Source organism: Prevotella sp. oral taxon 306 str. F0472 (genome assembly GCF_000257925.1).
Classification (GTDB): Bacteria; Bacteroidota; Bacteroidia; order Bacteroidales; family Bacteroidaceae; genus Prevotella; species Prevotella vespertina.
The window spans coordinates 25,754-49,258 of record NZ_AJIN01000025.1 but is presented as its reverse complement, the minus strand read 5'-3'; the positions used below and the strand labels follow the sequence as shown (position 1 = coordinate 49,258).

16 protein-coding genes and 1 riboswitch are annotated in these 23,505 nt (G+C 42.3%); of the genes, 5 read left to right on the top strand and 11 right to left on the bottom strand.

Translation table 11 applies throughout. The features are described from left to right. Positions 1-248: 248 nt before the first annotated feature. Positions 249-767 carry a histidine phosphatase family protein gene (locus tag HMPREF9969_RS03890; protein WP_009434572.1) on the bottom strand — a complete coding sequence of 173 codons (519 nt, stop codon included), beginning with the start codon at positions 765-767 and terminating at the stop codon, positions 249-251. 84 nt (positions 768-851) lie between these two features. Here HMPREF9969_RS03890 and HMPREF9969_RS03885 point away from each other — a divergent pair, with 84 nt between their 5' ends. Continuing rightward, a complete protein-coding gene (locus HMPREF9969_RS03885) occupies positions 852-1,517 on the top strand; it encodes a DUF308 domain-containing protein (RefSeq protein ID WP_036894922.1) in 666 nt (221 codons plus the stop codon). Positions 1,518-1,616: 99 nt separating this feature from the next. Here HMPREF9969_RS03885 and HMPREF9969_RS03880 read toward each other — a convergent pair whose 3' ends face one another. The 6 genes from HMPREF9969_RS03880 to HMPREF9969_RS03855 form a co-directional block, all read right to left on the bottom strand. After that, positions 1,617-2,270, bottom strand: a complete 654-nt coding sequence (locus HMPREF9969_RS03880) for a carbohydrate-binding family 9-like protein (protein ID WP_009434528.1) — start codon at positions 2,268-2,270, stop codon at positions 1,617-1,619. Next, a complete protein-coding gene (locus HMPREF9969_RS03875) occupies positions 2,267-3,358 on the bottom strand; it encodes a phosphotransferase enzyme family protein (RefSeq protein WP_009434592.1) in 1,092 nt (363 codons plus the stop codon). The genes HMPREF9969_RS03880 and HMPREF9969_RS03875 overlap by 4 nt, the downstream gene beginning before the upstream one ends. Positions 3,359-3,465: 107 nt before the next feature. After that, positions 3,466-5,616, bottom strand: a complete 2,151-nt coding sequence (locus tag HMPREF9969_RS03870) for a GH92 family glycosyl hydrolase (protein WP_009434610.1) — start codon at positions 5,614-5,616, stop codon at positions 3,466-3,468. A gap of 679 nt (positions 5,617-6,295) precedes the next feature. Next, complete coding sequence (locus HMPREF9969_RS03865) at positions 6,296-8,392, bottom strand: family 20 glycosylhydrolase (RefSeq protein ID WP_009434606.1); 2,097 nt, start codon at positions 8,390-8,392, stop codon at positions 6,296-6,298. 57 nt (positions 8,393-8,449) lie between these two features. Beyond that, positions 8,450-10,708 (bottom strand): GH92 family glycosyl hydrolase, encoded by a 2,259-nt coding sequence (locus tag HMPREF9969_RS03860; RefSeq protein ID WP_036894918.1) that lies wholly within the window; start codon positions 10,706-10,708, stop codon positions 8,450-8,452. Between the two features lie 151 nt (positions 10,709-10,859). Beyond that, a complete protein-coding gene (locus HMPREF9969_RS03855) occupies positions 10,860-11,834 on the bottom strand; it encodes a glycoside hydrolase family 130 protein (protein WP_009434539.1) in 975 nt (324 codons plus the stop codon). Between the two features lie 586 nt (positions 11,835-12,420). Between HMPREF9969_RS03855 and HMPREF9969_RS03850 the strand changes: the two genes are divergently transcribed. The 4 genes from HMPREF9969_RS03850 to HMPREF9969_RS03835 all read left to right on the top strand — a co-directional run bounded on the left by HMPREF9969_RS03850 (position 12,421) and on the right by HMPREF9969_RS03835 (position 17,298). Continuing rightward, positions 12,421-13,035, top strand: coding sequence for an HU family DNA-binding protein (locus tag HMPREF9969_RS03850; RefSeq protein WP_009434533.1), 615 nt, complete (start codon positions 12,421-12,423; stop codon positions 13,033-13,035). 82 nt (positions 13,036-13,117) lie between these two features. After that, a riboswitch (TPP riboswitch) is annotated at positions 13,118-13,216 on the top strand. A gap of 25 nt (positions 13,217-13,241) precedes the next feature. After that, a complete protein-coding gene (locus HMPREF9969_RS03845; RefSeq protein ID WP_009434553.1) occupies positions 13,242-15,626 on the top strand; it encodes a TonB-dependent receptor in 2,385 nt (794 codons plus the stop codon). A gap of 186 nt (positions 15,627-15,812) precedes the next feature. Next, on the top strand, positions 15,813-16,385 hold the full coding sequence (gene pnuC, locus HMPREF9969_RS03840; protein ID WP_009434538.1) for a nicotinamide riboside transporter PnuC: 573 nt from the start codon (positions 15,813-15,815) through the stop codon (positions 16,383-16,385). Positions 16,386-16,557: 172 nt separating this feature from the next. Further along, positions 16,558-17,298 carry a thiamine diphosphokinase gene (locus tag HMPREF9969_RS03835; RefSeq protein ID WP_009434593.1) on the top strand — a complete coding sequence of 247 codons (741 nt, stop codon included), beginning with the start codon at positions 16,558-16,560 and terminating at the stop codon, positions 17,296-17,298. A gap of 580 nt (positions 17,299-17,878) precedes the next feature. On the opposite strand, the gene HMPREF9969_RS03830 is transcribed toward HMPREF9969_RS03835, so the two are convergent. From HMPREF9969_RS03830 to dnaA, 4 genes are all read right to left on the bottom strand, one after another. Next, entirely contained in the window at positions 17,879-19,837 is a 1,959-nt protein-coding gene (locus HMPREF9969_RS03830; RefSeq protein ID WP_036894916.1) for a hypothetical protein, read from the bottom strand. Between the two features lie 22 nt (positions 19,838-19,859). Further along, positions 19,860-20,036, bottom strand: coding sequence for a hypothetical protein (locus HMPREF9969_RS12770; protein WP_009434585.1), 177 nt, complete (start codon positions 20,034-20,036; stop codon positions 19,860-19,862). Between the two features lie 432 nt (positions 20,037-20,468). Next, positions 20,469-21,353 (bottom strand): SusF/SusE family outer membrane protein, encoded by an 885-nt coding sequence (locus tag HMPREF9969_RS03825; RefSeq protein ID WP_009434576.1) that lies wholly within the window; start codon positions 21,351-21,353, stop codon positions 20,469-20,471. A 543-nt stretch (positions 21,354-21,896) separates the two neighbouring features. Continuing rightward, the gene (gene dnaA / locus HMPREF9969_RS03820; protein ID WP_009434581.1) at positions 21,897-23,303 is read right to left on the bottom strand and encodes a chromosomal replication initiator protein DnaA; all 1,407 of its coding nucleotides are present in this window, start codon (positions 23,301-23,303) and stop codon (positions 21,897-21,899) included. Positions 23,304-23,505 lie beyond the last annotated feature (202 nt).

Genomic DNA, 23,505 nt, shown 5'->3' with positions numbered 1-23,505 from the left:
GCAAGTTTATGTACTACTTGCGAATGAGTAATATATAGATAAGGCATGTTTCGTATAGAAAATAGATTATTTTTATTTTCATAATAAATTAAACTTCAAGTAAAAATAAACTATTTTCTTATAAATGGTAGTCTTATTTATTGGATAAATAATGCCTTACAGCCTTTGAATTAAGACTATATTACGCCATAGATGTGGCTTGGGTAAAAAGAAAGAGATATTACATACAGACTGAAATATATTTTCCTTCATAATTCAAGTATACGAATTTCAGCATTACCCATTGGTAATATCTCATTCATGGGCTTATCAAAATAGACACTCTGAATAGCTTTGTTAATAATACCATGCCCCACAGCAAGTACCTTCTGATTGGGATATTCTGCACGTAACCACGCTATAAACTCTGCCGCCCTAGCCTTTATTGCATCAATACTCTCAATATCCTTTGGCCATAAAGCAGGATTCTTCAGATTAGATAAGTCAGGTATATACTTACCAGTGAAGGCTCCCCAGTCACGCTCACGTAATAATGGAGTTGTACAAACAGACTTATCATGGGGGGCAGCAATAATCTCGCAAGTATGAATACTACGTCTCAGATCACTTGACACGAAAGCATCTATTGGTTCATTCTTGAGCTGTTCCGCAACCTCTTGAGCCTGTTTAATACCCTTCTCATTCAGTTCTCCCTGTGTTTGTCCTTGCATGATGTGACGCGCATTGTCAATAGTTTCACCATGACGGACTAAATATAATAATGTCATTTATTTATTTCTTTTTCATGCAAAAGTAACAAATAGTTTACGAGTAAAGCCTTGGAATAGAGATTATTTTGTATTTTTGTAGCCATGAAAGTACTACAAATATCAGCTATAAGAGCAATTCTTATGGCAGTGACAGGATTCCTTTTGGTGAAATATAACCAAGGAGCAATGACATGGTTAACCATTACCATCGGTCTACTCTTCTTCCTCTCGGGAGCGGTTTCATGTATCGTCTATTATGTAGAAAAGGAACGTATTGCCAAAAGAAAGGCAAAAGCAGAGAAGGAGGAGACAGATGCTTTGAAGTCGCCTTCATTCCCTCTTGCAGGAGTAGGAAGCGTTGTTTTGGGTATTATCCTAGCCATTATGCCCGAGACATTCGTTATTGGTATGGTCTATATTCTTGCAGCTTTACTCATTCTTGGTGCTGTAAACTTATTTATAACACTTGCCCGTTCAAAACAGTATGCACATGTTCCTGTCTATCTCTGGCTTCTCCCTACCCTCATCTTGATTGTCGCTATCTTCTCAATACACAAACCAATAGAGGCAGCGGCACTACCATTAAAAGTGATAGGATGGGCTTTCATGTGTTATGGAGTTATCGAATTGCTCTTCTCTATACGTAATTATTATATTCGAAAAGCGTTTGAGAAGGCTGAAGAGAGTAAGATTGTTGAAGGCTTCAAACTCGCTAATGAGAATATTGAAGACGCTGAAATCATAGAAGAAGAGAAGCCTACAACATAACAAACAAACAGCAGCTAACCCGAAAATACAGGTTAGCTGCTTACTGATTATTAACTTTCATCAGTGATTATGAGCACTGATACTCAAGTGAAGAACACTCTATAAGAATCTAATCTCACCAAAGAAGTCGGGTCGATGGAAGTCAGGTGCTGGCAAGTCTATCGGATTCCACGACAAGAAATGAGGCTTTGTTGTCTTATCACCACACTTGTAGAAATTAGCACGCATTACCAGATTAGAGAGATCCTTTAGGTTATGACGGAAGAAAGAAGATACAGGGACAACCAAAGCAAGTTCCCATTTCTGCTTGTTCTCTTTCATTTCAAAGGGTTCACGACCTAGTGAAGACCAACGCTCAATGGCATTTAATACATCTGATGGGGCTTTCGATCTGTCCTCACGACCTTTTCCATTACATAGTAGGACTGTACCAATACAATTGGTCTCAAGGTTATAATAGCCTCCTTCTACATCTGGACTAACAAAGAACTCACAGCAGGAGTCTTCCCAAACAGGACCTAAGTCAGTTCCAGAGACAGCTCTCACACAATCTTCCTCCACACGATAATGGAGCAAGACAGCATCCCCCTTATGGGCAATCGCAAACTCTACTTGTGGGCAATAAGGGTAATCAGCAGCCCAATCAACCGTATCTATTTTCTGATAAGTAACCTTTTCAGCTCTAAAAAGAGCTGGGATATCAGCAGCATTAACCTGCTGACAATCTATTCTTCGTACTTCTAATTGTTTCATTGTCTTAATGTTTTCTGAACAAAGTCAGCCATCATCTGATCATGTTTACGCACATCACGATAGAGTAAGAGCTGATTACGTGAACGAACAAGGTTATGCTCCGCATACTTAGTCTTAAAGTAAACATCCCCATTAAGGTAATCGGCGAGGAAACGGGAACACTGCATAAAGGGGAAGAGGGCTACTGCAAAAGGTAAATGACTCATTTCTACTTCCGTTAAGAAGCTACCCGCACTACTGAGATATCCCTCTGTGAAGGATTTAAAGATGTCCTCTTTGAATCCAACAGCCTGATAATTGTCACTATCTTCAGCTACATTATTAGCACTAGTACGTAAGAAGTCACCATAATCAGAGAATACAAAGCTAGGCATAACAGTGTCAAGATCTATCACGCAAAGTACCTTTCCTGATTCATCGAAGAGCATATTATTAACCTTTGTATCGCAGTGACAGGTGCGCTTAGGCAATACGCCCTCCCGATAGAGGCGTTCAGCAAGGCACATCTCATCCGCATGACGATATAACTCATCTATAATATCCTGCACACTAGATGCTCTTCCCTTAACATCAGCACTTACTGCTGCTTGTAACTGACGCATACGAAGCTCCATATTATGGAAGTCTGGTATCACCTCACCGAGCGGTTCTTTCAAGTCGACTAACATCTTCTCGAAATTACCAAAGGTTTCCCCACAACAGAAAGCACTATCAGGATTCACCTCTTCCTTAGTAATAGAATCGGGGATAAAGACGCTCATTCGCCAGTAACGACCATAGGCATCTTGATAATAAGTGCGCCCATCTGTAGTCTTAACGAATTGTAAGCACTTGCGTTCAATATCCTTCTCTCCCTGCTCAACTAGCTTCTCTCGAATGTGATTAGTAACCAATTCGATATTGTGTTGCAGGAGTTCAACATCGGTAAAGATAGCATCATTAATGCGTTGCAGTATGTAATCAGGAGTATCTTTCCCTATTGTTGACACTCGCAGCGTCTCATTGATTAGCCCGTTACCAATAGGACTCACACTTTCTACAATGCCGTTTATACGGAACTGAGAAACCACGTTATTAAAATCAGTCATAGCTTGCTTAAGTAATTAAAGGTCGATACCCATGACTCGCCAAAGGCTTTCAATGACATAGAGTCATGCGTATCGAATAGATTATTTTACTAGAGTTTGATCATTGCCTAAGGGCGATCTGAAGGCTTAACACCGAATTGTGAAGGCTTATTCCCCATAACAAATTCGAGTGTTCCACCACGTACAATATCCTTGAAGTCAATGTAAGAACGAGTATAAGGCTTACCATTCAACTTCGCACTTTGTATATACTTATTCTCGGAACTATTGTTATGCGCAACTACACGGAAGGTCTTTCCATTACCAACATTCAATGTTGCTTCATCGAAAAGTGGCGATCCAAAGACATAACGACCACCGGCTGGATCAACTTGATAGAAGCCTACCGAAGACAGGATATACCATGCTGACATCTGTCCAACATCCTCATTTCCACTCAAACCATCAAAGTCATCATGGTACAAGTTAGCCAAAACATAACGTATCTTGTCAGCCCCTTTCCAAGGTTGCCCAACATAGTTATACATATAGAGAATGTGGTGACTTGGCTCGTTACCATGCGCATATTGACCAATTAAACCAGTAATGTCTGGTGAGGCATCAGCGCCCATATCACCATTGACAATGAACAGTGAATCAAGCTTTGAGACGAATGGTTTCTCCCCACCAAAGGCAGCTACAAGCCCGTGAACATCATGTGGCACTAACCAAACATACTGCCAAGCATTACCCTCAGTATAGTCATCCTGACGATGGACAGTGCTGAATGGATCGAATGGCTCACGGAACTTATGGTCGGAAGTAACGCCTCTCATGAACTTTGTTTGCTTATCGAAATAGAAGTCACGATACGACTGGCTACGTTTGTAGAAGTACTTGTAATCCTCTGTCTTACCCAACTGCTTGGCAAGTTTGGCGATACAAGCATCAGCGAGTGCATACTCTAATCCCTTAGCAACCGTCTCCTTCTCTGGGTCGAGATCACAAGGAATATAGCCGTACTTCTTCAATAGTCCCATACCTCTTTCATCTCTCATTGCAGAGGCTTTAACCGCTTCAAAGACCGCCTTCTTATCCACATTAAATCCCTTCAAAGCAATGTCAACAAGTACAGGAATACCAGGATTACCCACCATACAGTCTGTTTCATTACCCATCAAGTGCCAAACAGGGAGCTTACCTTGCTGCTTGAAGATATGTAGCATTGTCTCTGCAAGATCACGTTGCATCTCTGGTTGAATAAGCGTCATCAAGGGGAAGGCTGCACGATAAGTGTCCCACAGAGAGAAGGTGGTGTAATCAGTGAAGTCGCCCTTATGCGTCTTACCATCTGCCCCACGATACTCTCCATTTACATCACTAAACACTGAAGGGGCTATCATCGTGTGATAAAGTGCCGTATAGAATATACGTTTCGCACGCTCGTCCTGTGTCTTAATTGCAATCTTACTTAGCTCACGATTCCAAACGGCATTCGCTTTAGCCACAACGCTTGCAAAGTTCCATCCAGGAAGCTCCTGTTGCAGATTCTCTCGAGCATTCTCTACGCTAACAGCAGATATACCCACCTTCACTAAAAGTGGCTGATTGGTTGATGCAACAGAGAATATTCCTATTGTATCACGCTCATTCTCTTCAAGTTTAACAGGCTCGGAGAACTCCGCAACGAAGTAAACTCGCTGGTCTTTAGCCCATCCCTCAGACATTCGGAATCCTGTAATGGTCTTATCTGACTCCTGCTTGAACTTGCAAGAAGTCATCTTATCCCATCCAATCCCTTGTGCAAGATTCAAAGCTATATAACCTTTCGTAGCATCGGCTGGGAATGAGTAACGATGAAAGGCTACACGTTGGGTTGCGGTCAACTCTACCCTAATTCCAGAAGCTAACATCACCGAATAATAACCTGGACGTACATATTCTGCTTTATGCGAGAACTTCACTTCGCGCTGTGAAGGGTTGGTCATAGGTAATAGAGAAACATCACCCAAGTCGCCAATACCCGTACCACTAAGGTGCATCTGACCGAAGCCAATCACTGTTGAGTCGCTATAATGATAGCCTGAACACCAATCCCAACCTTGTTTCTTTTGCGTTGGACCTGCCTGGATATTACCAAATGGAACATTAGCACCTAGGAAGACATGACCATGACCACCTGTACCAATGAAAGGATTCACATACTGCGTGTAGTCTTGTGCACTAACAGAGAAGATTGTTGCTAGCGCTACAGCAGCAGTCAAAAAGATTTTCTTCATAAAGTTATAAATACTATTTATGACGACAGAATGACTCTACTCCGCATCGGGAGTTCTACTGTCTATGATTGAAAAGAATATTCACTTACTGAACGGAGTACATAGAGAAAGCCTTAACGGAATATCCTTTACGAATAAAAGAGAGGGTAATATTTCTGCTCACTAACTCACTGATAAAGTTTAAGTTATAATCCCGTTGGACTAATTAGGCTGGCTAGTACCACTGTTTTAAGTTATATTGATGAGACAAATTTAGCAACTATTAATGACATATCAAAACATTTCAATAACAAATGTCAGTGCATAATATAAAAATGAGCGAGCAAACGGGAGTGAAGAGGAGGAAGTCGCTTTCATCGGTGGAAAGTCTTATACGCATTGCACCGCACAAACGATAGGAAAGGGAGAAGCCATAGAGGGGATATAGCTCGCCGACTCCTATCGTATCATGGAGTATCATCAGCATGATACCAAAAATGACTCGTATGTAATAACGAAATGACTCGTATGTGTCAGTGCCTGTTACTCGTATGTGTCAAAGGGGCTAACACATACGTGTCAATTTAGTAGGTCTAGCGTCAAGGAATTTGAGAACGCATGAAGGCTTGGCACTAGATCGTACCAAGCCCTCAGTTTCTTCTTATTCATACGTTCGCCGTGATAAGGCGAATCCGTCGACTTACTTCTTATTGATGATAATCTCATCAGTGAAGATCCACGCATCTGGCTCACGCGAGGTGGCTTTCAAACGCACATAACGCGCCCGTACCGAACCCTTCCAGCGATAGGGGTAAACAAGGTAGTCGCTGTCTGTCTTGATACCAGGGAGCGTCTTATCTATTGTGGTAAACTTCTTTCCATCCTTTGAGACAAGTAGGGTTATGGTGTTAGGAACATAGATGACAGCCTCCAGCTGGTGCATGAAGTTGGCTTCCACATCCTTGATATCAGTTACCTTCCCCATGTCTACAATCACGTCAACGCCTGTGCTATCAATGAAGCCCTGCCATCTTCCCTCAAGGTAGCCCCAGTCACCACACAATCCATTGGTCAGCGTACTATCGCCTTCTGCACGATATTTCTCAGCGTATCGACCGAGATAGGTCACGGGCTTACCCAAACCTTCATGCTGCACGATGGAACGGCTTTCAGGGCGTGCACCTTTCTCTTTTCGAATGTCGAAAGCATTATAGCCAGCACGTTTGAGCGCATCAGTTGCCGTGATTACTCGTTGACGGAAGTCGGCATAGCCTGTACGTTGCTTCGTCCATCCCGTCTCGGCTAGCGCAAGTAATCGGGGGTATATCATATACTCTAAATGGTCTGGCTTCTCTATGAATTCCGTCCATACACAACCCTGTACACCATCGATATATTTCTCCAAAGACGTACCCTTATAAGCCGCTGGGATAGGATCATAGTTGTAAGTCTTCTCCAATCTCGTATATCCTCCTTGTGCCTTTGGTTCCGTCATGGGGTCGTCCTGATACATATTCAAATAGCAGAACTCTTGCGGTGCCATGACCACGTGATGCCCACTCTTAGCGGCAGTCAATCCTGCTTCTGTGCCACGCCATGACATGACAGCGGCATTGGGGGCTAAGGTGCCTTCCATGATTTCATCCCATCCGAGGAGCTTTCTGCCATTATCGTTAAGGAAGCGTTCAATGCGGTGAGTGAAATGACTCTGTAACTCGGCTACGTCCTTTAGATGATAGTCCTTCATCACACGCTGACAATCAGGACAGGTCTTCCATGTGCGGCGTTCAGCCTCATCGCCTCCTATGTGAATGTACTTTGAAGGGAAGAGTTGCATTACCTCTTTCAATACATTCTCCATGAAGGTATATGTTTGTTCTTTCCCTACGCATAAATCTGACTGAGTATAGGGTTTACCCGTACATGATAACTCTGGGTAAGCATAGACAACCTCATCACTATGCCCTGGCATCTCAATCTCTGGTATGATGGTGATATGGCGTGCAGCGGCATAATCGACAATCTCTTTAATGTCGTCCTGCTTGTAATAGCCACCATATATATTCATTCCCTTCCAACATACAAGGCGAACAGGATCAGGCGAATACTGGCGGTTCTTTCTGTTCCACCACTTCGTCCAGTCAGATTCTGTTCTATGGGCAGTCTCCTCTGTTAGGCGCGGATATTGCTTCACTTCCATGCGCCACCCACCGCCGTCAGTGAGGTGCCAGTGGAATCTGTCGAGCTTGAAGTACGCCATAGCCTCCAGTTGCTTCTTGATTTCATCACTCGACCAGAAGTGTCTTGAGCAGTCTATCATCAGACCACGATAAGCGAAACGGGGTGTATCTGTTATCTTTACGCAAGGAATCTGGCGATCCTTCTCCAGCTGTCGTAGTGTTTGCAAACCATAGAAAAGTCCCATAGGAGTTCTCGCCTCTATGGTCACTGCTGTTGGCGTAACATTTAATTCATATCCTTGTAGACTTACGCTATCTGCCGCCATCGCTGCCTCCTGTTCCGTACCAGTACAGATGAGGCGCAAGGGTGCATCAGCAGCAGGGTTCTTTACGGATGAGAACGGGATATTCATTACATCTGAGGTGTACTGATTCAGTATCTTGAAGTCCTTTCCTTTAAGATTGGTCACGCCTTGTAGCCCCTTAGCCAATGTGAAAGTGCCTTGCTGAAGAGTGATACTCTCGGGTTGAGGGATAATGCTCTGCGCACTGACAGGTTGTGTGATTGAGGCTGATAATAGCAAGAATGCTGCGCCTATAAATACTTTTTTTATCATGACTATAGTGTCGTTGTAGTGGGATATACGATAGGTATTAGCCTCGAATGCCCCACCTTATTTCTTTAAATAAAACTTTAATACTCCGCCCTTCAAGAGCTCTTCATTACTGATACGATATTGGTTCCACGGCTTACCACCTAATTCCATCTTACTGATGATAACGTCATCGGGATTAGGGCGCACAGCCTCAATAACGAGCTTGTCCCTACCCCACTGCGCCTTATCCAGACGAATGATTACCTTGTCAAAGACGGGGGATGTGAGGGTGTAATAGGGTTCACCAGGGCAATCGGGATAGAATCCTATCATATTGAAGACTGCCCAAGCTGACATGGTTCCCGTATCGTCATTACCAGGAATGCCCTCTGGCGCATTCTTGAAATATTCCTTCAAGAGCCTACGTGTCTGTACCTGTGTACGCCATTCGTCACCCTTGAAATATGAGAAGAGGTAAGGATAAGCAATATCGGGTTCATTGGCAGGGTCGTAATATCCCTTATCAAAGACGCTCTGTAACTTATCGACGAATGACTTCTGACCTCCCATCAGCTTTGCTAAGCCTTTCACATCATGTGGCACATAGAACGAATAGTTCCAAGAGTTGCCCTCGTGGAAGCCAGGTGACGGCTCGAAGTTCTCGCCCTGCTTAGGGTCAAAGGGCTTATAGAAGCTACCATCGGGCATGATGGGGCGGAATACGCCATACTCCTTGCTGTAATAATGGCGATAACCTAACGAGCGATCATAGAAGAGTTTGGCGTCAGCTTTCTTGCCTAAGGCAGCTGCTAAACGTGAAAGCGCATTATCTGCAATGTAATATTCCAGTGCGTGAGAAACCGAATTATCATATTGTTCGTGCAGGGCAACATAGCCTTTCTGCATGTACTCATCATTATCTGGGCGCAACGGATTATCACTGCCTTTCGTTAGCGCAGACTTACGGAAAGCCTCGTATGCCTTATTGATGTCGTAACCACGCAAGCCCTTGAGCCACGAATCAGTGATAACGGGAATCGCTGGGTCACCTTCCATGGTATAAGTCTCGCGACCAAAGAGTTCCCACTTCGGCATCCATCCATGTTCGTCATACATATCAATCATTGTACGAATCATATCACGCTGACGATTTGGGTAAACCAACGTAAGCAACTGATGCACGTTGCGGTAAGTGTCCCAAAGTGAGAAGACGGTATAGCGGTTGCCCTCTTTTATGGTGCGAATATCGTTGCTCTCCATTGCTGGATATTGCCCATTGACGTCTTGTAGGATGTTAGGATGGATGAGGGTATGGTACAAGGCGGTATAGAAGATGGTGCGTTCCGTCTTCGTGCCTCCTTCAACAAGGATACGAGAAAGGTCATCATTCCACTGCTTGCGAGCGGCATTGTAGATGGCATCAAAGTTCTTTCCATGCTGTTCGGCATTGAGATTCTCTCGTGCATTTGCGATACTGACAAATGACACGCCCATCTGTACTTCTACTTGCTCGTTGGCATCTGTATCGAAGTTCATCCATACTCCTATATCATCGCCCGATAATTCTTTCTGATACTTCTTATAGAGCTTATACTTGCCATTGTCAGCATCCCATTCTGCCTCAACGCCTGTCATAGCACGCTGTTTCTTCCAATAGCCCGACTCTAAAGGCTTTTTGCTTATGCGCATAACGAAGTAGATAGGGAACACTGCCTGTGGGTTATAACAGAAGGTTCCTTGCAACTTCATGCCTTCAAACTCGGTATCGCTTACCTTCCGCACCATGGCTCCCGTCTCATTCGTGAGTCCTTCGCCTAAGTTCAACAAAATGTGGCTCTCACCTTTGGGAAACGTAAAGCGAGCTATTGAGGTGCGCGGTGTTGCGGTTACTTCAGTCTTGATGTCGTATTTGGTAAGATGGTTCGAGTAATAACCAGGGTGGGCTACTTCCTTATCGTAAGTGCTACCATAGGTCTTATAGTCTACATCTAACTTCCCCGTCGTTGGCATAAGCAATAACGAGCCCACTTCTGGGCAACCTACGCCACTAAGGTTCACATGAGAGAAGCCTGTGAAATAGACATTATGATATTCATAAGGTGTTGACCACCATCTTGCATCCTTATCATACTTATTCAAATCGGAACCCATCACATTGAAGGGAACGACTGACATCAAACCATTCGGGCACACAGCACCAGGGTTGGTTGTTCCGAAGTTGGATGTTCCAATGAAAGGATTAACAAGATCAACGGGCTCCTCGCCTGTCTTATCTGCAGCTCTCAAGGATAGAAAAGATAAGGAAATAAGGATTCCCAATAGGAGTTTAGGTCTCATAAAAAACATGCAGTTAATAGTTATTGCTGCCATGGCACATGAATGAAAAGGACTATGGCGAGCCTATATGAAAATGACTACGCACATCTCTGACATTATATGATAATACACCGAAGATGTGCGTAGCTCTGTCTTACAAGTAGGTTGATACTTATAAGATGCTATTGTTCTTTGTAAATTCAACAATCTCTTTGATATAGCCGAACGCCATACCAACAACGGTATCAGCTGCACCATAATATACAGCGACACGCTCGCCATCCTGCAAAGCAGCACATGGGAAGACTACATTTGGCACGTCGCCTTGCAATTCATACGTAGCTGCTGGAGCCAATAGATAGGGACGAGTACGATAGAGCACCTTCTCTGGATTGTCCTTATCAAGGATAGCTGCACCCATTGAATAGCGGAAACCATTACAAGTATTGATTACGCCGTGATAGAACAAAAGCCAACCCTCATCGGTCAAGAAAGGAACTGAACCTGCACCAATCTTTGTGCATTGCCATGCGCTCTCTGGGAAAGGAGTCACCTTCATCACACAACGATGTTCGCCCCAATACTTCATGTCAGGGCTGAAGCTGATATAGATATCGCCGAAAGGAGTATGACCATTATCGCTTGGACGGCTCAACATCGCATACTTCCCGTTAATCTTCTCTGGGAAGAGTACGCCATTACGATTGAATGGCAAGAAAGCATTCTCACACTGATAGAACTTCTTAAAGTCGAAGGTGTAAGCAATTCCGATCGTTGGTCCGTGATAGCCGTTGCACCAAGTAATCCAATAACGATCCTCAATCCATGTAACACGTGGGTCATACTTATATTCTGACTCAATCATCTCCGTGTTTCCTGCCTCAAACTTAATAGGCTCGTGATTGATCTCCCAGTTGATACCGTCTTTACTGAAACCTGCGAAGATGTTCATCTGCACCGCCTTGTTATCGCAACGGAACACTCCAGCGAAGCCGTCCTCAAATGGTACGACAGCACTGTTGAAGATACTGTTTGATGTTGGAATATGATAGCGGTCAATGATTGGATTCTTTGAATAACGCCACATCACATCCTTGCATCCAACAGGACGCTCCTCCCAAGGTAATATATCCTTAATACTTTTCATTATAAATAGTTTTATGTTTTTAGCTTATGAATACCACTCAATTTTCGCAAGCAAAGTTAACTTTTTACTTCTACATAGAATAAGAATTTATTATTCCTTAATTAGGAAAAACACTTATTAACGGGATATAAAGGCAGATCCGACCGCTTTAAAAAAAAGTATATACGGGAGAAAAAGGAAGACAATACAGGTAAAGAAGACGAGGAATACGGGAAGGAAAGAATGGGAATACGGCAAGAATGATAATTTTATCCGTATATTTTCTTGCTTTTATACGTATTTTGTTATACTTTTGTACGCATGTAATTTCATTTTCAGCATAGTGAGAAAACAATTTCAGCGTAGTGAAAGTATATTTTCAGCATAGTGAAAATGTTTCATCAGCATTGAGAAAATATAATTTGATACGCATTAAATTATGATAGAATACAAGAATAACTATAACGGAATACGCTTCCGACTGCGAAAATATACGAATCAAACAGCCAAAGAATATGCTTACAAATGGAAAAGAAAGCGTATCTGACGGCGAAAACGTACATAAGAAAAAGAAGAGTAAACGAACGAAACAAAATTATAAAAGGTTATGAGCATCAAATACAGACTACAAAAGAATTACGGAAAGCTGAAAGAGAAGGCAGAATTTCGTACAATCATCATGGAGCGACAGACCATTGGATTGGAACGCATTGGGCGGGACATACAAGGTGCAACGGCTCTTACGCGAGCGGATGTTTTCGCAACGGTTATGGCTCTGGGAGATGAAATAGCCCATCAACTATTGGACGGAAACGCTGTCCATCTGCCGGGTATCGGTTATTTCTCACTGGCTGTAAAAGGTGAGGTGTACGAGGATCCGCGCACACACAATCATCGATTGCGTAACCCGAAAGTGCGAACGATAAAGTTCCGCCCCGATCGTGAAATGGCGCATAAGCTCCTTTCTGCCAAATTCGAGAACGAAACTCATCATTACGGCAATGCCTCTATTCCTACAGCCGAAGACATCGATCAAGCACTCGAGGAACTTTTCGCCGCAAAGTCTGTCATTACCATTGCCGACCTCCGCCGGCATCTCAATCTTTCCGCTTCTACTGCTTATCGCATTGCGGAACGATTGGAAACGGCAGGCAGAATCCATAATATTGGGACACGCCGACTAAAGTTGTTTGAGTTGAAGAGTAAACAAGTGGACGAGTAGACAAGTGGACGAGTTTATAGCATTTACAGCCTTTTCTTTGGTTGTTTGATAAGAATGTATTACTTTTGCACCGACTTCCAAAGTGGAAGTTAGGGGGTGCTTGCCTGTTTGGGCTTGCTGAGAATATACCCATTGACCTGATACGGGTAATGCCGTCGTAGGGAAAATTCCCCTTATTTATATTTTAATATCATCACTAGAAGGATATGAAAAGAATTATCCTATTCACTGCTGCATTAACATGTGTAGCAACGACAAAGGCACAAGAAGTAACTGACACGCTCAAGCAACAGCACTTGGAAGAGGTAATAGTAGCTGGCGTTCGAGTACAAAAGAATGCTCCTTATGCAGTGGCTAACATCAAGAAAACTGAACTTGAGGCTTTCTCTAAAACAGGACGTGAATTACCTTTCTTATTAGCTCAAACGCCGGGCGTGTTAGCTTGGGGCGAGAACGGATTAGGTACGGGTACGGCAGCTATGCGCATACGAGGCGCAGCAGGAAGTCGCATTAACATCACCTTAGATGGTGTGGCTTTAAACTCGCCAGAAGATCAGACAGTTTTCTGGGCAAACATGAACTCATACGCTTCGCTTATGGGAAGCGTACAGATACAGCGCGGTATCGGAACATCTACAAACGGCGATGGTGCTTTCGGCGGTTCGGTTTCTTTGGCGACAAGTTCACCCATGAGAACGCCGAGCGCAGAGGTCAGTGCATCATACGGTTCGTATAACACTTACAACGCAGGAATGAAGTTCTCAACGGGTTTGCTCTTCAATCATCTTATCTTTGATGGGGCATATCACGAGACAGCCACCGATGGTTATGTCCACGGCACAAGCGGGCGGTCGGGTTCTTACTATGGCGGTTTGACTTGGTTAGGGGATAACTTCCGTATTAGCTACAAGAACATCGGAAACTTTGAGAAGACGGGGCAGGCTTGGAATGGAGTTGTCGCTGGTAGCGGTGATCTTAGTTTGATGGATGGCACTTTCGGGGTACATACGGGTATTAAAACTTACAAGGATCTTTACGATAGAGGATTAGGCAAATTCAATTCCCTATACGAGTATTTGCAAACAGACAATAATGGTGCTTTCGTCAAAGATGCTGCGGGGAATTATCAAACGGAACGATTTAAGATGCGCGATGGTTCGCTTTGGAAGAAGACTACCGATAACTTCTATCAGAATCACAACATCCTTTCTTTCCTCATTCATCCTGCACAGCATTGGAGCCATAACATAACCTTACATTATACTTATGGTTATGGTTATTACAGCGAGTTCAAACGGAAAGCAAAGTTGGCTAGGTTTGGTTTGCAATTCACCGACAATACTGGCACGCAGATAGCGAAGACTGACCTCGTGCGTCGTAAGGGTTTGTCACAACACACCTACGGCATTATCTACAATCTCAACTACAAAGATGAGAACTGGGATGTAATGGGTGGCTTGAACCTTCAACAGTTCCGTGGCGATCACTTCGGATATCTTACTTATATCAAAGACCAACAGGTTGACAACAAGTTCCGACCTAACGGCAAGGATTATAAGTATTATTCTTCTGACGCTCGTAAGTTCGATTATAGCGGTTTCTTCAAAGCCAATTACCACTTTAACAACTACTGGAATACGTTTATCGACCTTCAGTATCGCCGTGTGGAATATAGAACCAATGGCGAAAATGATAGATTCCGTAAGAGTGCCACTGGATACCATAATCAACTATTGGATATCAATAAGCATTATGACTTTATCAATCCTAAAGCGGGCGTAAGTTACTATCGTGATGGGCACAAGGCTTATGCCTCCATCGCCTATGCTAACCGTGAACCAGAACGCAATAACTTTACCGAGAATGGTAGTTACCCTGCACCTTCGCCAGAACGATTGATGGATATAGAGCTTGGCTATCAGTACACAGGTAATAACTGGCATGCTGGCGTAAACCTTTATTATATGGACTATACGAATCAGTTTGTGCAAACTGGCGAGAAGAGTGACATAGGCGAGAATCTTACCACGAACATCAAGAACAGCTATCGTATGGGTGCCGAGTTGGAAGCTGGCTGGAGTCCGTTATCATGGTTGACTGTCGAAGGTAACGCTGCGTTAAGTCGCAATGTTATTAAGGACTTTGACGAGATGGCAAGTGTCAACTTTGATGATTCCTTCCGCAAGATTCATTATAATCACTCTACTTTGGCGTTCTCTCCATCAGCCATCCTCAATGGTTTCCTCGATTTGCATTACAAAGGCATTAAGGCTGTATGGCATACAAACTTCGTCAGTCGTCAGTATCTAGATAACACCGAGAATATAACCCGTTCGTTACCTTGCTATTCGCAGACGAATGTCAACATCAGCTACTCTCTCCGTCCCGCAAAGCGTCTTATCGGTTTGAAGGAAGCTATCTTCGGTGTGAACCTCAACAATATCTTCAATCGCCATTATGCAGCCAGCGGATGGGTATATAGCACTATCCTCGACAATGACGGTCATCCTAACGAGAACCGTTACACACAATTGGGCTTCATCCCAATGGCAGGATTTAATGTGATGGGGAGTGTTGCGTTGAAGTTCTAAGCCTCACCCCCGCCCCCTCTCCTATTGGAGAGGGGAGTGAAATGTGCTATTTGCTAAAACTTATATGCAACAATAGAACAAATAAGGCGAATGAAAAGCCTCATAAAATATATTATCAATAAATAGGGAACCTCGGTATCCACTCCCCTCTCCATTCGGAGAGGGGTTGGGGGTGAGGCCGTTATTATGACACTAGACATGCTGGGCTGCATTGTCGGCCTCATTTACATCTATCAAGAATACAAAGCGAGTATATGGCTTTGGCTGACGGGTATTATCATGCCTGCCATTTATATGGTTGTCTATTACGAGGCGGGACTATATGCGGACTTTGGAATGCAAATCTACTATACATTGGCAGCCATCTATGGCTTCTTGTATTGGAAGTTCGGAAGGAAGAAAGGGGCGGAGGAGATTCCTATCACACGCTATCCTCGTCGGTTGATACTCCCTTCACTGCTTGTCTTCCTCCTTCTTTGGGCTGCACTCTACTTCATCCTCATCAAGTTCACGAACTCGACCGTACCCGTATTAGACAGCTTCGGCAATGCACTCAGCTTCATCGGACTATGGGCATTAGCAAAGAAATACATCGAACAATGGTGGATATGGATTGTCGTCGACATCGAACTGGCAGGACTCTACCTTTATAAAGGAATTCCTTTCACTGCAGGACTCTATGCGTTCTATGCCGTTATCGCTGTGGCAGGATACTTTAAGTGGAGGGGAAGCCTCCCCCAACCCCTCCGAAAGGAATAGGAAAGGAGCCTCCCCAAGCCCCTCCAAAGGAGGGGATATGCCTAACGGAATAAAGGTTTCATCAGAGTTCTCCAAAATATATTCATAGGTTGAAGAAGAAGTTACTGTAATAAATAAAATGCATACAAAGTTTCTCGAAAGAGAGCTATAATAAAATAGAGCAACACAACAAATGATTATCAATAACAAAGAGAATAACAAGAACAAACAACATCCTCATATCCCCAACGAACACCCCCTTAGGTTCTCCCCTCCTTTCGGAGGGGTCGGGGGAGGCTTTCACTCCGTCATCCTAGCAGCGGGCGACTTCCCCACTCACGTCCTACCCCTTCGCATCCTACGCACTGCGAATAATCTCATAGTATGTGATGGCGCACTCAAGGAGCTACTTGAATATGAGATAGAGCCAACGGCAGTAGTGGGCGATGGCGACTCTCTCTCTGAAGAGTTGAAACAACGCTATGCACACATCTATCATCATATATCAGAACAGGAGTTTAACGACCTCACCAAGGCTACCCTCTTTGCTCGTTCGCATCTGAAGATGGACGCATCCACCCATACCCGCCCCCGTTTCTGCTACCTCGGAGCAACTGGCAAACGGGAAGATCACACGCTAGGGAACATATCTCTCATGCTCTACTACTATCGTCAGTTGGCTATCGACCCAGTGATGATAACCGACTATGGTTATTTCGTAGCAGCATCGGGCACCATGCGCTTTGATTCTTTCCCTGGACAGCAAGTCAGCATCTTCAACGCTACCTGCAAAGAGCTATCCAGCAACGGTCTCAAATGGGACATCTATCCATTCAACGAACTATGGCAAGGAACGCTGAACGAAGCCTTATCAAATGAATTTACAATCCATGCCGATGGTGATTATCTCATCTACCGAACACATAAAGTATAACAAGCCTTTTTCTACAGATCAAAAATGCCATATCTTCATCCTTTTAAGAGATGTCGATATGGCTTCTTTTATAATTGAATATTGCTGTACAATAATCCCTCTACCCCATTACAACCACCCTCTTTCCGTACTATTAGTATAAAGTTGGACAGAAATAATATACAATCAGGAAAAAACCTACCTCCGTTTTTAATAAAACGTACCTCCATTTTCAGTAAAACGTACCTCCGTTTTCCCCAAAACAATAGTACTTTTTACTTAAAACGATAGTACCTTTTTTCTAGAAACAAGTACGCTGCATATATTATGCGAGTGAGAAGGGACACAAAAGCGAATGTGTTATCTAGAAGAAGTTGACTCCTGCAACTTATTTAAATCATGCTAGTAGGTTTACACATACTAATGGGAGGTGAGATATAATACTAGACAAGTGAACGCACGGAATAAGAAGTTGATAGATTAGAGTATTTAGTTCCCAAACATAATGCGGGACTACCTAATAAAGGTAATCCCGCAATAAACTTTATGCTATTTAAGTCTTGCTAGACAGCAATAAATAAAAATCTATTCTCTTAGCCGTTTAGTACTTACGACCGTTAGCATCAATGATGTTGCTAAATGGTGCAAAGTTGGCTGCATCAGTAACTGGTGGTGTGCCTGTAATGGCTGAACCAACATAGACTGGGCGGATTGCACAAGCCTGATGCTTCTGCGGCAATGTCATTCCATAGTTAAGAGAACCAAAGAACAAGCCCCTACAAGTACTTACTGCTGTTGCACGGTCAGCATAATAGAAGCCCATGAAATTACTACCCTCAGCAACATGACGGTAAACTGTTGTACTAACATTGTCATTACGTTGTCCTGTGATAGGCAAGAACAGACCTCGGTTAGCAAGTACAAGACCCGTTACGTCTTCATACTTCCAAAGCTTTTTACCAGTAGGGAACTTGGCATGCTGACCAGTCAGTGCGTAGTCGCTATAGTAAATACCATAAATCTTATTACCCTTATCGGTATAACAGAATGCTGGTACCTTTGTGACACTTTTCATCAAGTCTTCGAATTGCTCTGCGGTAGGATACTTATAATAATAACTACGTCCTGTCTTTTCGGTATGATATTTTACGATATCACCAAACTTTGCTTCACTCTTATCTACCGGTCCGTTGAACAAGCCGCCAGGAGTTAATTTATTCTTATAGTATTTCTCATCTATACTAAATCCTGTTCCACCGAGATAAGCATTGCTATTCAAATTCAAAGCCTCTGAAATATCTCCCCATCTAAAGAGGTCTAAGTCGTCAGAAGTCTGAGTGTAACGTCCATTATGGTTGTCAATATACCAGTTCTGTGAACCTAATCCATTCTTTACTATATTTTTGTTATCCACTTTGTTGTCAACTGATGGATTATCACCATAGTTACTAATCCACCACTGTGCTGGTGCAATACCCCAGTACTCCTGTGAACCCTTCTTATAGTGTATAAAGTTACCTGTAGCCCACATCACATCCTTTACTTTCACATATGGCTGAGGAGTTATCTTCTCAACGGTAATGTTTGAGCGGTAGTCATAACCTGTGTTAAACACCTTTGAAGCAGTCTTTGTGTAAACACCGCTTGGTGTATAAACGGTTATAGTGAAGTTGGTTGAGGCATCCTCTGCTAAGAAAGCAGTCCAAATATAACCTTTAGTAAGGTTCAGTTTTGAACGGTCTTTATTAGCGATTGTAATAGCATATTCCTTTTCATCATTTGTACCAACAAAGCTGCCATTCTTGAGGTTAAGTACGTCATAAGAACGAAGACCATTAATCTTTACACTATCAATATCCTCAATGAAACTAGAGCTGCTTGGACCATTAACTATCTTGAACTTCATACCCCAGATAGCCACCTTGCGCTCAAAGTTCGCCTTTAATTTTATGTTATTTACATTTTGTGGAACTTCCTTAAGAAGATCTGAACCCCAGTTAAAGTCAAACTTCTTATCGATATTCTCCAATGTTCCGTTCTGTTTGTTCATGTTGAGTGAAACATATTCGGTAATCGTATTGGAAACATCGTGATAAGAAATTGTCACACCTTGGTTTGTTTCTGTTGTTTCGCTTGTAGAAACCAGTCCTACAGAACCTTCCTCAAGACCTGCAGCAGGGTAGAAGAATGCAAACTGATTATTTACCTTCAGTTGGTTCTTAGACTTTACTGTACCTTGGAACGAAGTCCCTTTACTGCCACCACTCTGTGAAGTCAGTGTGCTATAGGTGTGTTCTGTGCTTTGGTTATTATCAGCAGTATTGTAGATAAATATTTTATCACCTGCAGCCCATCTTGATAAAACATTGTTTTGCTCATCAAGTTTGAGCGTGCGGGTAGCTGCATGAGTAGTACTGTCTGTGGCAGCCGCTACTTCAACATTATATACGTAGCTTCCATCCTGTGCTACATCACTGCTCATGTTGTCGGTATCGCTACAGGCTGTAAATCCTATCATGGCGATTGCGCCACAAAGGAACTGCAATTTCCGTTTCTTCATTCTTACATTTAATTTTTTTAGTTTAATCTTCCCATCCTTTCACTTCAACATACTCGTTGCCGCCAAAAGGGTTTGACTTAGAGAGGTTATCCTCTCCACCATGCTTTGGGTCACCTTTCTCTGCACTAATCTGCAATAAATCAAAATCTGTTGTTGTAACAATAATCCTGCAATTAGGACTTTCATAACTCTTCTTCATAATTCTCTTGTTTATAGGCATAAGTCACCCTGTAAATTCTATTCTTGTTTACAATGATATTTCCTACAGAATACCTTATGATTCGTTATTTAGTTTACCTTATGTTATCCCAATATCCCTTACTGAGAAAAGAACACTAAATCAGCCTGCAAAGTTAGTATTTTGTTTTAATATAAACCAATATCTGAAGAGAAAGATTGTGTAAGACCAACTAGCTTTTGCATCTTCTTGATAAAAATCAAATGCTTAGTGAGAAAAAGAACGATACTAAAACCAAAGTACAAAGATTAAAAAAGAAAATACTAAAAACAATCGTTTGCTTTTAAGTATTGTTCTGTATGGTGATATTAATCTAACATCACCATACAGAAGGGGGACTATATAATAAGGAGGAATTCTCTTAAGCCCCAATGAATGTAAAGAAGCAAGATATTACTTAACAACAACTTTCACAGCCTTACCACCTTGACGCTTTACATACACACCTGCTACTGGTTTCTCTACCTGTATGCCACCTAAGGTGTAATAGGTTACAGGAGCCTCACTTGTCGTCTCTACAGCATTGATAGCTGTTGGATCAACCTTAGTAAACGAAACTGTCATAGCTGCTACATCAATGGTAACATCGTATGTAGCCTCCTCTGTGAAGTTCCACTTATTATCATCACCACCAAAGACAATCTTCCCTTCATCGGTCAAGTCGCACAGATAGAACATCTGGTCGAACCCAGCATAGACATTCGTACCGAACTTCAACTCACCTGGCTTCAACTCTGTACGTGCTGAGAACTTAGCTGGATTAGAAGCATCTTGCTTCATCACAGTACCTTCTCCGATACTCCAACCGCCCTTCGTAGCACTACCAATCATCCATAAAGCAGTATGCTTCAAAGGTGTAGCTTGATAAGTAGCCTTCATCACAATGACTGTTTTCTCCGCCAAGTTACACACGATATCATAGTTGGCAGACTCAGAAACAAAGAACTTACCATCGGTAGGCTCATCTTCGCTGCTAACTAATGGAGCCTCAACGCCCGACTGCAAAGTAACAGGACCAGCACCGGCACGATACTCCAAATTACCCCAACCAAGCTCGGTAAGGAACTTAAACTCCTTATTTGCATCTAAATGAACGGTAGCCTTAAAGACATCAGCGTTCTCATCAGACTTCTGCATAACGGTAGATTGACCAAGATTCCAACCACCCCATGTAGCGTCACCGACGATTACTAAACGATCAGCAGCTTTTGCAGACAATGCACCAATAACAAATAAGGCACAACATAAAATAGATTTGGTAAATGTTTTTAATCCCATAAAGACATATATTTAAAAGGTTATTAATATCAAACTCAACCTGAGTTTTCTCATTATATAATTATAAATTGATTTCTTTAAATTATCTAAGAAGATTTAGGTTTATATCTCTCCTTTTACAAGTGCAATATTACGAAGAAAATGTGAGACAATAAGCAAATACAAATTACCTATAGAGATAATATAAACTGAGACAAGTAATTTCATATATAAAATAAGAGATATTAATCTTATAAAACCTTATATATCAACTTTGTACAATATAAGAAGAAACACAAAAGAAAGGTTCGATAAAACAAAAAATATAAAACATAGAATATGGCTTATTAGTAGGATTCTTATGCTCTATAGGCATCAAAGGAGGCGTGCTTTTCGCTTACTATATCTCTAACCAATATCTCCAACTAAGATTTATACATTCTCCGAAGCGACTAATTCATATATGCAAAAGTATGATTAATCTAAGTAGACAAATGATTGAGCAAATACCAATGATAATAAAAAGTCAGCCATGAAAAGTAGCTGACTTATAAACTAAATACTTTATGCTTTCAATTTAAATGAGTTCTCAATACTTGCTATTTCTGCATAGAATCCCTTGTCAACCTTCAGCCGGTCTTCTATCTTCGAACAACTATGGATAACAGTACTGTGATCGCGATTACCCACTAACTTACCGATACGACTTGCTGGCATCTTCGTATATTTCTGTGCCATATACATACTCACTTGTCGTGCAATAACAATATCTTTCTTGCGTGAACGAGAGTTGACAGCCGTTGTAGTAACACTGAAATGCGCACAAACCTTATCCAAAATATCATCTATGGTTAATGGCTCATCATCAATCTTCACAGCACGTTTTATAACACGTTCAGCTAGTCGCATATCTATATTGCTGTTATAAACAACGCTGTAAGCCAAAAGAGAGTTGATAACACCTTGCAGGTCTCGCACACTACCATTCGCTGTTTCAGCAATAAACTTAATCACATCTTCAGGAATACTAAGCCCATCACGCTTAATCTTATTGTGCAAGATATCCACACAAAGTTGCACATTAGGCTTTTCCAACTCTGCAATAAGACCACAAGAGAAACGTGTCAACAAGCGATCATTCATTCCTTTAAGATCTACAGGAGGGCGGTCACTGGCTAAGATAATACGTTTTCCGTTGCGGAAAAGATGATTAAAGATGTGGAAGAAAGTGTCTTGTGTCTTGGTAGCAGTAATCCACTCTTGTATATCATCCACTATTAATATATCAATCGTTTGATAGAAATTGATGAAATCATTGGTGGTGTTCTGCCTAACAGAATCTGTGTATTGTACCTGGAAAAGGCGCGCAGAAACATATAACACACGCTTTTCAGGATAAAGCTGTTTGACTTTCAATCCAATAGCATTGACAAGATGAGTCTTACCACAGCCTGAAGGACCATAAATAAACATTGGATTGAATTGTGTCGTACTAGGATGTTCTGCAATAGAAAGTCCTATTGAACGAGGCAATTTATTACTATCTCCCTCTACATAGTTAGTGAAGGACTTATGTGGGTCAAGTTGCGAATCAAGGTCTTGAGGCACTGCGTCCAAAATCGTAGGACTTTGGTTGCCACGGGCAGTAGGTCTCTGTGAGGAGATCTCTTCGACTGTGTCTGGTTGTAAGTCTTGTGATAAGTGATGCTCCTGATCGACCATCACACGATAACTCAATTGAACACCTTGACCAAAGACACGTATGAGAGTCTTACGCAACAAAGGGACGTAATGCTCTTCCAAATATTCATATACGAACTGACTTGGCACCTGAACCAACAATGTCTTACTGGCCGGCTGATAGGATTGAAGTACTATCGGACGGAACCAAGTATCGTATTGCTGCTCGGTAACATTCTCCTTTATAAGCTGGAGACACTGATCCCAAAGTTGTTTAGGATTGACGTTCATATTGATATCTACGTTACTTATGTCTTTCTACAAATGGTATGTTAACAGACCATTCCTAGTTTCTTACCTTTGCAAAGATAGTAATTTATTTATAAAAAGCCCATTTCTACATAATTAACGATGTAGTACTATAAAGCTCATAAACGGCTATTTCAATGTACTTTACAGAGTTTCTGGCTTCAACATATACTCAAAGTTATTT

What these genes read in the sequence shown, in the direction of transcription:
- HMPREF9969_RS03890 (WP_009434572.1), bottom strand. Translation starts at nt 767, where the DNA reads ATGACATTATTATATTTAGTCCGTCATGGTGAAACTATTGACAATGCG.
- HMPREF9969_RS03885 (WP_036894922.1), top strand. Translation starts at nt 852, where the DNA reads ATGAAAGTACTACAAATATCAGCTATAAGAGCAATTCTTATGGCAGTG.
- HMPREF9969_RS03880 (WP_009434528.1), bottom strand. Translation starts at nt 2,270, where the DNA reads ATGAAACAATTAGAAGTACGAAGAATAGATTGTCAGCAGGTTAATGCT.
- HMPREF9969_RS03875 (WP_009434592.1), bottom strand. Translation starts at nt 3,358, where the DNA reads ATGACTGATTTTAATAACGTGGTTTCTCAGTTCCGTATAAACGGCATT.
- HMPREF9969_RS03870 (WP_009434610.1), bottom strand. Translation starts at nt 5,616, where the DNA reads ATGAAGAAAATCTTTTTGACTGCTGCTGTAGCGCTAGCAACAATCTTC.
- HMPREF9969_RS03865 (WP_009434606.1), bottom strand. Translation starts at nt 8,392, where the DNA reads ATGATAAAAAAAGTATTTATAGGCGCAGCATTCTTGCTATTATCAGCC.
- HMPREF9969_RS03860 (WP_036894918.1), bottom strand. Translation starts at nt 10,708, where the DNA reads ATGAGACCTAAACTCCTATTGGGAATCCTTATTTCCTTATCTTTTCTA.
- HMPREF9969_RS03855 (WP_009434539.1), bottom strand. Translation starts at nt 11,834, where the DNA reads ATGAAAAGTATTAAGGATATATTACCTTGGGAGGAGCGTCCTGTTGGA.
- HMPREF9969_RS03850 (WP_009434533.1), top strand. Translation starts at nt 12,421, where the DNA reads ATGAGCATCAAATACAGACTACAAAAGAATTACGGAAAGCTGAAAGAG.
- HMPREF9969_RS03845 (WP_009434553.1), top strand. Translation starts at nt 13,242, where the DNA reads ATGAAAAGAATTATCCTATTCACTGCTGCATTAACATGTGTAGCAACG.
- pnuC (WP_009434538.1), top strand. Translation starts at nt 15,813, where the DNA reads ATGACACTAGACATGCTGGGCTGCATTGTCGGCCTCATTTACATCTAT.
- HMPREF9969_RS03835 (WP_009434593.1), top strand. Translation starts at nt 16,558, where the DNA reads ATGATTATCAATAACAAAGAGAATAACAAGAACAAACAACATCCTCAT.
- HMPREF9969_RS03830 (WP_036894916.1), bottom strand. Translation starts at nt 19,837, where the DNA reads ATGAAGAAACGGAAATTGCAGTTCCTTTGTGGCGCAATCGCCATGATA.
- HMPREF9969_RS12770 (WP_009434585.1), bottom strand. Translation starts at nt 20,036, where the DNA reads ATGAAGAAGAGTTATGAAAGTCCTAATTGCAGGATTATTGTTACAACA.
- HMPREF9969_RS03825 (WP_009434576.1), bottom strand. Translation starts at nt 21,353, where the DNA reads ATGGGATTAAAAACATTTACCAAATCTATTTTATGTTGTGCCTTATTT.
- dnaA (WP_009434581.1), bottom strand. Translation starts at nt 23,303, where the DNA reads ATGAACGTCAATCCTAAACAACTTTGGGATCAGTGTCTCCAGCTTATA.